The sequence below is a fragment of the Acidimicrobiia bacterium genome (assembly GCA_040878325.1).
Taxonomy (GTDB): domain Bacteria; phylum Actinomycetota; class Acidimicrobiia; order Spongiisociales; family UBA11373; genus JAUYIV01.
Genome location: JBBDMM010000001.1, coordinates 122309 through 135447 on the forward strand (window position 1 = coordinate 122309; position 13139 = coordinate 135447).

The 13139-nt window shown below is 66.1% G+C and carries 12 protein-coding genes and 3 tRNA genes; 4 read left to right on the forward strand and 11 right to left on the reverse strand.

Translation table 11 applies throughout. The annotated features are described in order from the left end of the window. Positions 1 to 76: 76 nt before the first annotated feature. The gene (locus WD184_00590) at positions 77 to 1858 is read right to left on the reverse strand and encodes a long-chain fatty acid--CoA ligase (GenBank protein MEX0825249.1); all 1782 of its coding nucleotides are present in this window, start codon (positions 1856 to 1858) and stop codon (positions 77 to 79) included. Between the two features lie 146 nt (positions 1859 to 2004). Between WD184_00590 and WD184_00595 the strand changes: the two genes are divergently transcribed. Then, the gene (locus tag WD184_00595) at positions 2005 to 2277 is read left to right on the forward strand and encodes a DUF1905 domain-containing protein (GenBank protein MEX0825250.1); all 273 of its coding nucleotides are present in this window, start codon (positions 2005 to 2007) and stop codon (positions 2275 to 2277) included. Between the two features lies 1 nt (position 2278). On the opposite strand, the gene WD184_00600 is transcribed toward WD184_00595, so the two are convergent. From WD184_00600 to WD184_00620, 5 genes are all read right to left on the reverse strand, one after another. Then, entirely contained in the window at positions 2279 to 3403 is a 1125-nt protein-coding gene (locus tag WD184_00600; GenBank protein MEX0825251.1) for a peptidoglycan-binding protein, read from the reverse strand. Positions 3404 to 3494: 91 nt separating this feature from the next. After that, entirely contained in the window at positions 3495 to 4499 is a 1005-nt protein-coding gene (locus tag WD184_00605) for a quinone-dependent dihydroorotate dehydrogenase (protein ID MEX0825252.1), read from the reverse strand. After that, complete coding sequence (gene pyrF / locus WD184_00610; GenBank protein MEX0825253.1) at positions 4499 to 5869, reverse strand: orotidine-5'-phosphate decarboxylase; 1371 nt, start codon at positions 5867 to 5869, stop codon at positions 4499 to 4501. The genes WD184_00605 and pyrF overlap by 1 nt, the downstream gene beginning before the upstream one ends. Further along, positions 5866 to 6840: an aspartate carbamoyltransferase gene (gene pyrB / locus WD184_00615; GenBank protein ID MEX0825254.1), complete on the reverse strand. Its 975-nt coding sequence runs from the start codon at positions 6838 to 6840 to the stop codon at positions 5866 to 5868. Before pyrB ends, pyrF begins: the two co-directional genes overlap by 4 nt. Further along, a complete protein-coding gene (locus tag WD184_00620) occupies positions 6840 to 7904 on the reverse strand; it encodes an amidohydrolase family protein (protein MEX0825255.1) in 1065 nt (354 codons plus the stop codon). The genes pyrB and WD184_00620 overlap by 1 nt, the downstream gene beginning before the upstream one ends. Positions 7905 to 8184: 280 nt before the next feature. Between WD184_00620 and WD184_00625 the strand changes: the two genes are divergently transcribed. The 3 genes from WD184_00625 (at position 8185) to WD184_00635 (ending at position 11740) form a co-directional block, all read left to right on the forward strand. Beyond that, entirely contained in the window at positions 8185 to 9231 is a 1047-nt protein-coding gene (locus WD184_00625) for a hypothetical protein (protein MEX0825256.1), read from the forward strand. A gap of 173 nt (positions 9232 to 9404) precedes the next feature. Next, positions 9405 to 10868 carry a 4-hydroxyphenylacetate 3-hydroxylase N-terminal domain-containing protein gene (locus WD184_00630; GenBank protein MEX0825257.1) on the forward strand — a complete coding sequence of 488 codons (1464 nt, stop codon included), beginning with the start codon at positions 9405 to 9407 and terminating at the stop codon, positions 10866 to 10868. A gap of 2 nt (positions 10869 to 10870) precedes the next feature. Further along, complete coding sequence (locus WD184_00635) at positions 10871 to 11740, forward strand: sulfotransferase (protein ID MEX0825258.1); 870 nt, start codon at positions 10871 to 10873, stop codon at positions 11738 to 11740. A 112-nt stretch (positions 11741 to 11852) separates the two neighbouring features. On the opposite strand, the gene WD184_00640 is transcribed toward WD184_00635, so the two are convergent. The 5 genes from WD184_00640 to dut all read right to left on the reverse strand — a co-directional run bounded on the left by WD184_00640 (position 11853) and on the right by dut (position 13113). Continuing rightward, positions 11853 to 11924: transfer RNA gene (locus tag WD184_00640), tRNA-Val, on the reverse strand. 39 nt (positions 11925 to 11963) lie between these two features. Beyond that, entirely contained in the window at positions 11964 to 12266 is a 303-nt protein-coding gene (locus WD184_00645) for a hypothetical protein (GenBank protein ID MEX0825259.1), read from the reverse strand. Between the two features lie 9 nt (positions 12267 to 12275). Next, a tRNA-Cys gene (locus tag WD184_00650) sits at positions 12276 to 12346 on the reverse strand. 231 nt (positions 12347 to 12577) lie between these two features. Next, positions 12578 to 12650 (reverse strand) — tRNA-Gly (locus tag WD184_00655). Between the two features lie 34 nt (positions 12651 to 12684). Beyond that, complete coding sequence (gene dut / locus WD184_00660) at positions 12685 to 13113, reverse strand: dUTP diphosphatase (GenBank protein ID MEX0825260.1); 429 nt, start codon at positions 13111 to 13113, stop codon at positions 12685 to 12687. Between the last annotated feature and the right edge of the window lie 26 nt (positions 13114 to 13139).

Consider the following 13139-nt stretch of genomic DNA (forward strand, 5'->3'; position numbering starts at 1 on the left):
CCGTCCCGATCCTGGCGACGGGCGGCAGGGCGGATCGTGCCCGGGTGCTCAACCGGGCACGGGCACGGCCATCCCTTTACTCCGGATCGCGGTAGAGCGCTTCGATCTCGTCGGCGAAGTGCTCGACGACCACGTTGCGCCGCACCTTGAGCGTTCCGGTGAGTTCGCCTTCGTCGATCGAGAAATCGCGAGGCAGGATGGCGAACTTCTTCACTTGTTCGACCCTGGCATAACGCGAGTTCACCCTGTCGAACGTCTCCTGGATCCGGGCCCGAATCGCGTCCGACTTGTGGAGTGGTCCCGAGACCCCGTGCTCCGAGGCGTAGGCATCGGCGACGTCGGGGGCAAGAGTCACCAGAGCGGTGATGAACTTGCGGCGGTCGCCGATCAGCACCGCCTCGGAGATCATCATGTCGTCCTTGAGGTGTGTCTCGATGTCGCTGGGGGCGATGTTCTTGCCGCCGGCAGTGATGATGATGTCCTTCTTGCGACCGGTGATTGTCAAGAAACCCTCGTCGTCGAACTCACCGATGTCGCCCGAGTGAAGCCACCCATCCTTAACCGTTTCAGCCGTCGCGTCTGCGTTCTTGTAGTACCCGGCGAAGACGTTCCCACCCCGCACCAGCACCTCACCGTCGGCGGCCACTACGACATCGCAACCGGGAAATGCCAGCCCCACCGTCCCGAACTTCGTTGCCCCCGGCTGGTTGAACGTGCTCGGACCAGAGCCTTCCGATTGCCCGTACACCTCGAGGACGCTGAGGCCGAAGCCGGCGAAGAACTCGAGGACTTCGGTGGAGATGGGCGCCGCACCGGTCACCGCAGCGGTGCAGCGATCCAGGCCGACCGCGGCGCGCACTTTATGGCCGACGAGCTTGTCGGCGACGCCCTGCTGTACCGCCAGCCCTGCGGGCAGCCGCTTGCCGGCGTTGATGTGGTCGACGGACTCGCGGTTCACCCGCTGCGCCCAAGAAGCGATCCGTGCCTTCGGTCCATGGGCCTCACCGAGCTTGGCCGCGATACCAGCGTGGAACTTCTCCCAAACCCGCGGGACCGCAAAGAACACCGTCGGGCGGACTTCCTTGAGGTTTTCGGCCAGCGCTTCGATCGACTCGGCGAAATAGACCGGCCAGCCCACGGAGATCGGGAGGTGGATCGAGAACATCTGCTCGGCGATGTGACTGAGAGGCAGGTACGAGATGGTGCAGTCGTCCGAGGACAGACTGGGCAGCACCGAGTGCGCCTGGTCGGCCGTCCAGGTGAGGTTGGAGTGGGTCAGCATAACGCCCTTGGGAGGGCCAGTCGTGCCGGAGGTGTAGATGAGGGTCGCCAGACCCGACGATTCCAGCGATGCGACGCGGGCGAGAAACTCGGAGTCGCTCACGCCGTCCCCCATCGCCAGGAACTCGTCCCACGAGAGCACCTGGGCATCATCGACCACCGGGGCACCGCGCATGGTCACGATCCACGCCAGGTGCGGTAGGTCACTTCTGACGGCGAGCACCTTCTCGAGTTGGACCTTGTTCTCGACCAGGATCACCGGAGCCTCGGAGTGCCCGGCGACATAGGCGACCTCCTCCGGTGACGAGGTGGTGTAGATCCCGGCCGGCGCGCCGCCGACGGCCATGCAGGCGACGTCGAGTATCACCCATTCGGGACGATTGAAACCGAGGATCGCTACGTGACGCCCGGGATCGAACCCGGTCGCGATCAATGCCTTTCCCGCACGCTTTACCTGATCGGCGAATTCGGACCACGACGTGGCCCGATACTCGCCATCGATCTTTTCGAAGTAGGCCGGGCTACCCGGCCGTATCTCGGCCTGCCGCAGCAGCCGGGCGGGAATCGTGTCGGCCACGTGACCTCCGTTGGGAAACGAGCAGATCGTACCCGGCCCTCGAACGAGGAATCAGATGCGGGCTCATTTCGCGCTCCACGGCCCCGATCTGACATTCGACGACGCCTCGCAGGATCGTCCCGGCGCGGTTCGATATCCTCGGGGCCATGAGCACCCTCGACCGGACATTCACGGCCATCCTCCACAAGGGCACCTCAGAGGGGGCGTGGACCTACGTGATGATGGAAGGCTCGGCGAACTTCTTCGGCACCCGTGGCCTGGTCAAGGTGGCCGGCACGATCGATGGCCATCCGTTTCGCTCGTCGTTCATGGCTCGAGGCGATGGCACTCACATGCTCCCGGTGAAGGCAGACATCCGCGCCGCGATCCGCAAGCAGGCGGGCGACACCGTCACCGTTCACCTCGCCCCCAACGGCTGAGTTAGAAGTCGCAGTCGATCAGCGCGGTCAGGCCGAGCAACTCGGTGAGCGCCGCCCTCGTCCCCCGACCGATGATTCCGTCGACTCCCAGGCCCCTCGCCTCCTGGAATGCCCGCACCGAGTTGTAGGTCTTCGCACCGAAGTGTCCATCGGGCGGGCCAGGATCGTGTCCGACGACTGCCAGCAAGCCCTGGAGCTGGGCGACGTCCGCACCAGAGGCGCCGTACCCGATTGAGCGGCTATCGGGGTTGAGGACCGATGCCTTGTCGGCGAGGTCGGACAGTTGGATGATCGCCGACCTGGTGGGCTTCTTGACCTTGCCGTTGACCTTCAGGTCGTACGCCTCCTGGAACGCCTTCACCGCCCGCTTGGTGAGGCTGCCGAAGATTCCGTCGATCGGTCCGGGCTGGAATTCGAATGTGTTGAGGAACACCTGGAGGGCGCGCACCTGCTCACCAGCGCTCCCCTTCATCAGCCGACCTCTGCCTTCTACCAACGCCGACACATCGCTCAGCTCCCTGACGGAACAGACCGAGAGGCCCTGTGACTTGCGCAACGCATCGAATGGGTTGACGAGGACGCCGTCGGGGTCATAGAGCTCGAAGTGGAGGTGGGGTGCGGTGTTCTCGGCGTTGCCGGAGTCGCCGACCCAGCCGATCACGTCGCCGGCGTTGACCCTCGTTCCAGGGACGATGCCGGGGGCGATTCCCCACGCCTGGCCGTCGTCGGTGCCCGGAGTGTCGTTGTTGAGGTGGATGTACCAACTCTGCCAACCGTCGTCGTGGCGAATCACCAGGTTGCAGCAACGGTGCGGGTTGAGGTTTGCGGGGTCGGTCGACCAGTTGACATAGGTCACAGTGCCGGTGGCAGCGGCGACGACCGGCACCATCTTCTCGGCCATGATGTCCTGGGCGTGATGGAGTCCGTTCCCCCGATATGCCCAGAACCAGTCGTAGTACCAGTGGTCTCCCTGCACCGGAAACACCAGTGGATAGTCGACCATCTGACCGTACGAATGAACCGTCCCGCCGAAGGGGGTCTGGTGGTTGGCCGAGGCGACAGGCGCCATCCCGATTCCCGACACCGCCAGTGCTCCAACGATCATCAGCCGCAAAAATCCTCGCATGATCCTTCTCCGCTAGCTCCGCCGGCCACCCGGCGTCACAGATCGAATCGGCGGGAAAGTCGCGAAACCTAAGACAAGTCGCGCGGGAGGATCAAAAAACTCGGCCGGAGGGCGAGTGGCCTCGCAGGGCCCCCAAGGAATCCCGCAGCAAACGGGGCCCGGAATAAACCAAGCCCGTGTACATCTGAACGAGCACCGCCCCCGCCTCGAGGCGGTCCCGCACGTCATCCGGGCTCATCACGCCGCCCGACGCGACGATCGGCAACGAGGTCGCCGCCACGGCGCGCCGAAGCCGGTCGAGCGCGATCGGCGCCAGCGGGCTGCCGCTCAGCCCACCATCCGGACTGTCGACGATGCCCGGCCGGGCGGTGGTGGTATTGCCCACGACGAAGCCGTCGACGCCGGTGGACTCGGCGGCGCCGATCGCCGTCTCGAACTCCTCCGAGTCCGGCGACAGCTTCACCAGCAGCGGTAGCCGCCGCCCGAGACGTCGCGCCCATTCATCGCGGCGCCCGACGATCGGGCCGAGCAACTCCGCTAGATCACTTTCCAGGTCACGGAGACCAGGGGTGTTCGGTGACGAGACATTGACCGCCAGGTAGTCGGCGAGCGGACTGAACCGATCGACGAGGGTCAGGTAGTCGGCGATCCGCTGGTCGGGCGGGGTGTCGGCGTTCGGCCCGATCGACACTCCCACCACCACCCCACCGGGCCGGCTCCGGCCGGCAAGGCGCGCCGCAACCCGATCGGCCCCGACACTGGGGAACCCCATGCGATTGATGAGCGCGGTCTGTTCCGGCAGCCGATGGACCCTCGGCCGGGGGTTTCCCGGCTGCGGCCGAGGCGTCACGGTCCCGACCTCGACGTGTCCGAATCCGAGTGCCGCCAGGGCCCTCCAGGCCGATCCGTCTTTGTCGTATCCGGCAGCGAGGCCGAGAGGGTTGCGGAAGCGCAGGCCGAACGCCTCCACCGGTTCGACCACGAACCGGCTGCGGCGCCGCGGCGCCCAGCGGGCCAGACGAACTCCGCGAAGAGCCAGACGATGTGCCCGCTCGGGATCCAGCCGGAAGCCGAGAGCGCGTAGTGCCCGGTACATCACCGTCCCGCGAGAAACGAAGCGACTGCCCGCCGCTCGTCTTCGCCGATCGCCCCGGCTTCTCCTAGTTCGTCGACGAGGGTCTCCAGGTTGGTGATGGCGTGCATCTTGATCCCTTCGCCGGCAAGGGCCGCCCTCGCTCCGCTGTCCCGCTCGATCAGCACCACCAGGTCCTCGACGACCAGTCCGGCGTCACGCAGCAGACCCGCCGCTTCGATCGCGCTAATTCCGCTGGTGACCACATCGTCGACAAGCACCACCCGATCCCCCGCTCGCCATTCGCCCTCCACCCGGGCACCGGTGCCGTGCTCTTTGGACTCCCGGCGCGGCCATACCAGCGACTTCGATCGCTCGAGGGCAACCGCCGTCGCCAGGGGCAGTGCCCCGTAGGGAACTGCGCCGACGTGGTCATACGTGAGCGTCTCGAGAACCGAGCCGTACGAGGCGGCGACCCGACGAAGGAGACCGGGCCGGCCGGACACTCGCCGGAGATCCACATAGATGGGAGAGACCACCCCCGACCGGAGAGTGAACTCGCCGAAGCGCACGCATCCAGAGGCGTGGAGATCGTAGGCGAGGCCGCGAGGCCGGGGGACAGCCTCACGGGGTCGGACCCCGCGAAATGCATCCCGCAGATCCGTGGCCATGACGCCCGGATCCGGCGAGTCTCCGACGAGGCGCGAGGAAGGGATCAGCACCCCGCGGCCGTCGGACCGCAATGCCACCCCGATTGCCTCAGGATCGGCTCCCTGCGGGCCGACTCCCGGTACGAGGATCCAGTGCTCGGGCATCATCGCCCGCACTTTGGCCATGGCGCCCGGAAAGGTTGCTCCCACTACGACTCCCAGCCGATCGGATTCCGCCCACCCCGCGGCGAGCCGAGCCACACGCTCGTAGATCAACTCGCCGGTGTCGAGAGTGGCGTCCTGGAGATCGGCACTGCTCGGGTTCGACGTGCGGCACAGCAACCAGACCCCCCGGCCGGGGTGGGCCAGAAAAGGGTCCACGGCGTCGCGGCCCAGGTAGGGGCTCAGTGTCACGGATCCGGCCCCAACGACGCCAAAGCACGCCTCGGCGTAGGCGGCCGCAGTCGATGCGATGTCCCCGCGTTTCGCGTCGAGGATCGTCGGAATCTCGTCGGGGACCGATGCCACCACTTCGATCAATGCCTCGATGCCGGCGGCCCCATGGGCTTCGAAGAACGCCGAGTTGAACTTGAACGCCGCGGCGGCATGGGCGGTGACGGCGATCAGGTCGAGCGACACCCGACGCGCCTCGACGGCATCCTTGGCCCGCGGGTCGATCCCGACGCACAGCAAGGAGTCGACCGCACGCGACCGCTCGTCAAGGGCCTCGAAGAACGCCTTCACGCCTTGCCCAGCACCATCGCCAGCAGCGCCATCCGCACATACATGCCGTACTCCATCTGTCGGAAATAGGCCGCCCGGGGATCGGCGTCGACCTCCATCGCGATCTCGTTCACCCTGGGGAGGGGATGCATCACGATCATCCGCTCCTTTGCGGCTTCCAGTGTGGCGGGTGTCACGACGAACCCGTCCTTCACTGCGTCATAGGCGGCGGGTTCTTCGAAGCGCTCCTTCTGTACCCGGGTGACGTAAAGCACGTCGGTCGCCGGCAACACCGAGTCCAGCGAGCCGTGCACCGCGAACGGGGTCTTCGCCTCTTCCAACTCCTCGAGTATCTCCGCCGGCATCTGGAGGATCTCCGGCGAGACCAGGTTGAGGGTCACCTCGAACTTGGAGAGCAGGCGGGACAGCGAGTGCACCGTGCGTCCGTACTTGAGGTCGCCGACCATGGTCACCGTGAGCCCGTCGACCTCCCCAAGCTCTTCCCGGATCGTGAAGAGGTCGAGGAGGGCCTGGGTGGGGTGCTCCCCCACACCATCACCGGCGTTGATGATCGGCTTGGTGGCGTACTCGGCGGCGAGGGCGGAGGCCCCGACATCGGGATGACGGAGCACGATCACATCGGCGTACCGCTCCAGAGTGCGGACGGTGTCGGGCAGCGACTCGCCCTTCGACACCGACGAGTAGGTCACCTCATTGATCGAGATCACGCTCCCACCGAGCCGCTCCATCGCTGCCGCGAAAGAGGACGAAGTCCTGGTCGACGGCTCGTAGAACAGGTTGGCGAGAAGCTTGCCCTTCAGCAGGTCGAAAGTGCCGACGCGGGCGACCATCGCCTGCATCTCGTGCGCCACCTCGAAGATGTAGTCGAGGTCGTCCTTGTCGAACTGCCGTACCGACACGATGTCACGCCCGTAGAACGGTGCGTCCTGCCTGTCCCCAAAGGGAAGGTGGCTGCGCGCTTCTCGATCCATCAGCTCTCCTTTGTGCGTACGTCCTGACCGAACCCCGGATCGGCGAGAACCTCACCGTCCCGAAACACCTCCACCCCTCGCAGCGTCACCCGTGTCACCTTGCCGCGCATCGGGCGCCCCTCGAAGGGCGTCCACCCTGCCCGGGTGTGCTGCTGCGACCCGATGACGGTCCAGGCCTCATCGGGGTCGACCTCCACCACGGCCTCCTGCGGCGGAAGCCCGAAGATTCGCCGGGGACTGTCGTGGAGTCGGGCGGTCACCTGATCCAGGGTCAGCCGGCCATCGTCGACGGCGCCCAAGAAGAGGGGAAGGACCGTCTCGAGCCCGGGGAACCCCGGTGGCGGGGCATCCCCGGCCTTCTCCGCGCTGGTGTGGGGGGCGTGATCGGTGGCAAAGCAGTCGATGTCATCGAGATGGCGCCACAGCGCCTCGCGGTCGGCGGGCGAAGCCAGCGGCGGGCGCACCTCGGCGAGGGGGCCGAGATCCGCGGCAATGGCCGTATCGAGGAAGAGGTGGTGAGGGGTCACCTCGCAGGTCACCGCCAACCCGCGATCCCGGGCCCGCAGCACCATCACCATCTCCTGCTCGGTGGCGAGATGGCAGACGTGCACCGGGCGCTCGAGCAGGGTGGCGATGAGAAGCAGCGCCCCGAGGGTCGACCCCTCGGCGTGGACCGCCACCGGGCGATCCGTTGGCCAGGCCTCCAGGTGGCGCGACCAGGATTCCGGATCGAGCAGACGGAGGTCGCCGAAGGTGGAGTCGAGGTACATCTTCAGCCCGGCGGCGCCGGGGGCGAGCGCCGCCGCGTCGGCAAAGTTCGTCTCGGTGGCCCCGACGAAGAGGCCGTAGTCGCAGCGCGCCCGGGCCTGAGCCGCCTGCTGCGCCTCGTCGAACGAGGCTCGATCGACCACCGGAGGCTTGGTGTTCGGCATGGCCAGCACCGTGGTGAAACCCCCCGCCAGCGCTGCAGCCGTGCCCGACGCCCAGTCCTCCTTGTGGGTCTGACCAGGGTCGCGCATGTGCGTATGGACATCGACGAGGCCGGGGAGCCGGATGGTGGTCATCGCTCCTCCCCCAAGAAAAGGACCCCCACATCGGGGGCCGGGGAGGTTCGATCGCCAACGGATCGAGAGTCAGCCAAGGTGACCTTTTCCGTTCGTACTCACTCCACTCCCTGTTCGGGCGACAGGATTCTATGTCATCGCGACTTTCGCGCCAAGAGGCGAATACTCAACGCATCCAGCGAACACCCAAAGTAACGTTGGTTGTTGGGTAGGGTGGATTGGAAGATAGAGGGGACCATTCGCGATCGTGGTCTCGATCGCGACCGAGAGGAGCTTTCTGATGAGACGATTCAACACGATTTTCGCTGTCGCCGTCCTCCTACTGACGGTGATGAGCCCAGTGCACGCCGGTAACGACACACTCTGGGTGGACGACGACGGTGGCCAGTGCAAAAGCGCCGATCACACCACCATTCAAGACGCCATCGATGCGGCGGTCGCAGGAGCCACCATCCGAGTGTGCGCCGGCACCTACGCCGGGGCCACCGTCGACAAGATGGTGAACCTCGAGGCCGTCGGCCACGTCGTGATCGACACTGGTCCCTACTCGCACCCCGGTTTTCTGGTTGCTGGATTTCTGTTCCCACCCGACTACAGCGGCAGCGGCAGCTCCATCAGGGGCTTCCACTTCCAAGGCACTCAGCAGACCGGCGGCGATGACGGCGAGCTCGACTTTCCCATCTTCAGCCGGGGCGCCAATGGAGTCGCGGTCAGTCACAACACGATGAACGACTCTCTCCAGGGCATCACCAACTGGAACGGGAGTGACTGGGTGATCGACCACAACACCCTCACCGATCTGTGGACCTTCTGCGGAGGGGGTATCGGCATACTGGCCGGCGGCTTCGACGGCGGAGCACATGGCGACAACGAGATCTCGCACAACGAGGTCAGTGGGACCCTTCATGTGTCGTCGGGTGACTGTGGTGGCTACGACGGCACCGGCATCGTCCTCTTCGCAGACTTCCGCTCAGGTCGGGCAGGCGCCACTTCCCTGAGTGGGAACACGATCCACCACAACACGGTGGAGCTGGTCAGCGACACTCCGGGAGTGGTGAACGTCAACGGGTTCGAACTCACCGACACTCGGGACACGGTTCCCGTGATCACCGGCAACAACCTCTCCCACAACCAGGTGCCCTCGATCGGTGACGACGGCTTCACCGTTAGCGGAGCTCCAGGGAACTTCTTCGGATTCAACAAGATCGGAGTCAGTGGCGGATTCGACATCTCCGACGACACCCTCGGCGCTGGCACCGGCGGCACGGCCAACACCTGGGACAAGAACCGGTGCGACACCAGCTCGCCGGGAGGGCTCTGCAAGTAGACGTCGACCCTCGACACAGCTGCCGTCTGAGCAGTAGAGGGGATCCGCGCCTGTGAGCTGAACATGCGTTTCCGACGGAATCGGGCCGCCTGAACCGACGAGCTGACCAATGCGATAGAAGGGGCCGCCATTAGGCGGCCCCTTCCTCGTGATCCCCCGGGTACCCTCACCCAATGGCGTGGCAACCCGGTGACCCCATCCGCGACGGCACCGAGTACCTGGAGAGCCTGCGCGGCCGTGACCTCGCCGTCTACCTCTTCGGCAAACTGATCGCCGAGCCGGTGGACCACCCGATCATCCGGCCCTCCATCAATGCCATCGCCGCCACCTACGACCTGGCGGTCGACGACCCCGAACTCGCCGCGGCGAAATCCGAACTCACCGGCGGCACCGTCAACCGGTTCCTCCACATCACCGGCAGCGCCGATGACGTGGTGGCGCAGAACAGGATGCAGCGGCAGCTGGGCCGAATGACCGGCACCTGCTTCCAGCGGTGCGTCGGCATGGACGCGGTCAATTCGCTCTTCTCGCTGACGTTCGACCTCGACGCCGCCCATCAGACCGGGTACCACCAGCGCTTCACCGCGTGGCTCACCGAGATGCAGCGGCTCAATGTGGTCATTGGAGGTGCGATGACCGACGTCAAGGGCGATCGCAGCAAGGGCCCCGGCGGCCAGGTGGACCCCGACCTCTATGTCCGAGTAGTGGAACGGCGCGGCGACGGCCTGGTGATCCGGGGGGCGAAGGCCCATCAGACCGGAGCGATCAACTCACACTGGATGCTGGTGATGCCCACCGCCCGGCTCGCCCCCGAGGACCGCGACTACGCCGTGGTGGCTGCGCTCCCGGTGGAGGCACCCGGGATCACCTATGTGTACGGGCGCCAGTCGAGCGACACCCGGAGCATGGAGGGCGACATCGACGTCGGCAACGCCCAGTTCGCCGGCCAGGAGTGCCTGGTGGTGTTCGACGACGTGTTCGTGCCGACGGAGCACGTGTTCATGGACGGCGAGACGGAGTCCGCCGCGGAACTGGTGGACCGGTTCACTTCGTACCACCGCCGGTCATACGTCTGTAAGTCCGGGGTGGGAGATGTGCTCATCGGAGCGGCGGCGCTGATCGCCGACTACAACGGCGTGCCCAAGGCTTCGCACATTCGCGACAAGCTGGTCGAGATGTCCCACCTCAACGAAACGATCTACGGGCTGGGGATGGCGGCATCACACGAGTCGACCGAGCGACCCGCCGGCAACTGGGAGCCTGAGCCGCTACTCGCCAACTCGTGCAAGCTCAACGTCACCCGCTATCCCTACGAGATCGGCCGCCTCGCCCAGGATCTCGCCGGCGGCGCGGTGGTAACCCTTCCCTCGGAGCAGGATTTCGACCACCCCGACGTCGGCCCGCTGCTCGAGAAGTACTTCCAGGGCAGGCCGGGCGTTCCCACCGCCGACCGGGTGCGGATCCTCCGGCTCATCGAGAACATGACGATGGGCCGCAACGCGGTGGGCTACCTGACCGAGTCCCTGCACGGGGCGGGCTCCCCGCAGGCGCAGCGGATCATGATCGAGCGTGGCTCGGACATCGAGGGCAAGAAGCGGCTCGCCGAGAAACTGGCAGGAATCGACGTCGGCGGGTAGCGGTGAGATCAGGGCTCCCGTTCGATCTGATCCGGCCCTTCTCCGAGTCGCGGACTCGCAGGGAGATACTCCAGGTCCGTGCCGTATCGGCCTGGGGAGGCTTCCGCCGCCAGTCATCTTTCGGCTCCGTCCGGACATTCTGCTTGTTCGTCGGCTACCCGCGCAGCGGCCACACCCTCGTCGGGTCGTTGGTGGATGCCCATCCCAACGCGGTGATCGCCCATGAACTCGATGTCATCGCGTTTCTGGCGGCCGGGTTCGGGCGTCTCCAGTTGTACGACCTGATCCTGCGGAACAACCGCGCCTTCACCGAGATGGGCCATCGGTGGGCCGGCTACGACTACGCGGTCGACGGTCAATGGCAGGGCCGGCACGACGAGATGCTCGTCCTGGGTGACAAGAAGGGAGGCCGTTCGACGCTGCGACGCCAGGAGACCCCTGCGCTGCTCGACCGCCTGCGGGCGACGGTGGGCGTTCCGGTGCGACTGATCCATGTCGTCCGTAACCCCTACGACAACATCGCTTCGAGTCATGCCAGAAAGGGTGGTCGCGGCAAGGTGACGCCGAGGATCGAGCGCTACTTCCAGCTGTGCGACGGGGTCAGCGAGATCAAGCGCCGAACCGACCCGCAAGACATCCTCGACGTTCGACTCGAGCAACTCACCGCGGCTCCGGTGGCCACCCTCCGGGTCGTGATGGATTTCCTCGGCCTCGAACCGACCGAGGAGTACCTCACCGCGACCGCCGCCAAGGTGTTCACCTCACCGAAGAGGAGTCGGCACAGCATCGACTGGTCGGAGCGCGATCGAACCCGGATCGCACGGGGGATCGAGACCTACGAACACCTGGCGGGATACACGTTCGACTCCTGACCGAGAGCCCGCGTCCAGAAGTCCGCCTCGCCAGGTGCCCCCGAGTTCGGCAAAGCCGAACTCGCAAGGAACCCAGCAGAGTCCGGCTTTGCCGAATTCTGCTGGGTTCCCGTGGGCGCTACTGGGATCGAACCAGTGACCTCTTCCGTGTCAGGGAAGCGCTCTTCCGCTGAGCTAAGCGCCCTTCAGGGGCGGGACTGTAGTGGTACCCGGTGCGGGTCCGTCACCGCCTCGAGCGGTCGGTTCGGTCCCTCTGGGTCTGCCGACGATGCGACTTCCGGGTCTGGGCGAGGCGCTCGACGTGGTCGATCACGCTACCCAACAAGGCGAGACGCTCGTCGGCGGTCGAGGCCCTGATGGGCTCGAAGCCCGCAGTCCCGAGGCGGACATCGGCGTAGGTACCCCGGTCGTCCTCGTGGAAGTGGAGGAACGGTCGCGAGCGAAATTGGAAGTTGGGCGAGCCGCCACCGTGATCGACGAGCCCGTCGATCGACCGCAGTGCCTCCACCAACTCGTCGTGGGTCATGTCTCTCCGAGGCGGCGCCCGGAATTGAACCGGGGTAGAGGGTTTTGCAGACCCTTGCCTAACCACTCGGCCACGCCGCCCTATCCGTCAGACCCGGTCGGGGCCCAACCCCGACCTCCTCCCGAGCATGGGGCCCCAACCCCATGCCGGGCCGTATCCGTCAGACCCGGTCGGGGCCCAACCCCGACCTCCTCCCGAGCATGGGGCCCCAACCCCATGCCGGGCCGTATCCGTCAGACCCGGTCGGGGCCCAACCCCGACCTCCTCCCGAGCCCGACTAATAGGAAGGGGCGACTCTCGCCGCCCCTCGGAGCGGACGACCGGTCTCGAACCGGCGACCTTCACCTTGGCAAGGTGACGCTCTACCAACTGAGCTACGTCCGCGAGAACGGTGAATATATCACGAGGCATTCTTCGGTCAGGAGCCCGTGGAACCGAACCCCCCGGCCCCACGCGATGACTCCGGAAGGTCATCGACCGCCTCGAATTCTTGTGAGGCGACGGGTACCACCACCATCTGGGCGACTCGATCACCTCGCTCGATCTGGATCGCTTCTGAGCCCAGATTCACCAGGATCACCTTGATCTCGCCGCGATAGCCGGAGTCCACCAGCCCCGGGCTGTTGACCACCCCGAGCCCCGAACGGGCGGCGAGGCCGGACCGCGGGGTGACCAGACCGGCGAACCCATCCGGGATCGCCACCGCCACGCCGGTGGGAACGACCCCCCGCTCCCCAGGCTCGAGTGAGGTGGCCTCGCGGGCGTAGAGGTCCACGCCGCCATCGCCCGGATGGGCGTGAGCGGGCATCGGAAGGTCGGGGTCGAGCCGCTTGAGCGGGATGCGCATGATGTCGATTATGCCCCTGGGAAGAT

Coding starts and splice junctions, on each gene's coding strand:
- WD184_00625 (MEX0825256.1), top strand. CDS start 8,185: ATGAGACGATTCAACACGATTTTCGCTGTCGCCGTCCTCCTACTGACG.
- WD184_00595 (MEX0825250.1), top strand. CDS start 2,005: ATGAGCACCCTCGACCGGACATTCACGGCCATCCTCCACAAGGGCACC.
- WD184_00630 (MEX0825257.1), top strand. CDS start 9,405: ATGGCGTGGCAACCCGGTGACCCCATCCGCGACGGCACCGAGTACCTG.
- dut (MEX0825260.1), bottom strand. CDS start 13,113: ATGCGCATCCCGCTCAAGCGGCTCGACCCCGACCTTCCGATGCCCGCT.
- WD184_00600 (MEX0825251.1), bottom strand. CDS start 3,403: ATGCGAGGATTTTTGCGGCTGATGATCGTTGGAGCACTGGCGGTGTCG.
- WD184_00605 (MEX0825252.1), bottom strand. CDS start 4,499: ATGTACCGGGCACTACGCGCTCTCGGCTTCCGGCTGGATCCCGAGCGG.
- pyrB (MEX0825254.1), bottom strand. CDS start 6,840: ATGGATCGAGAAGCGCGCAGCCACCTTCCCTTTGGGGACAGGCAGGAC.
- WD184_00645 (MEX0825259.1), bottom strand. CDS start 12,266: ATGACCCACGACGAGTTGGTGGAGGCACTGCGGTCGATCGACGGGCTC.
- WD184_00620 (MEX0825255.1), bottom strand. CDS start 7,904: ATGACCACCATCCGGCTCCCCGGCCTCGTCGATGTCCATACGCACATG.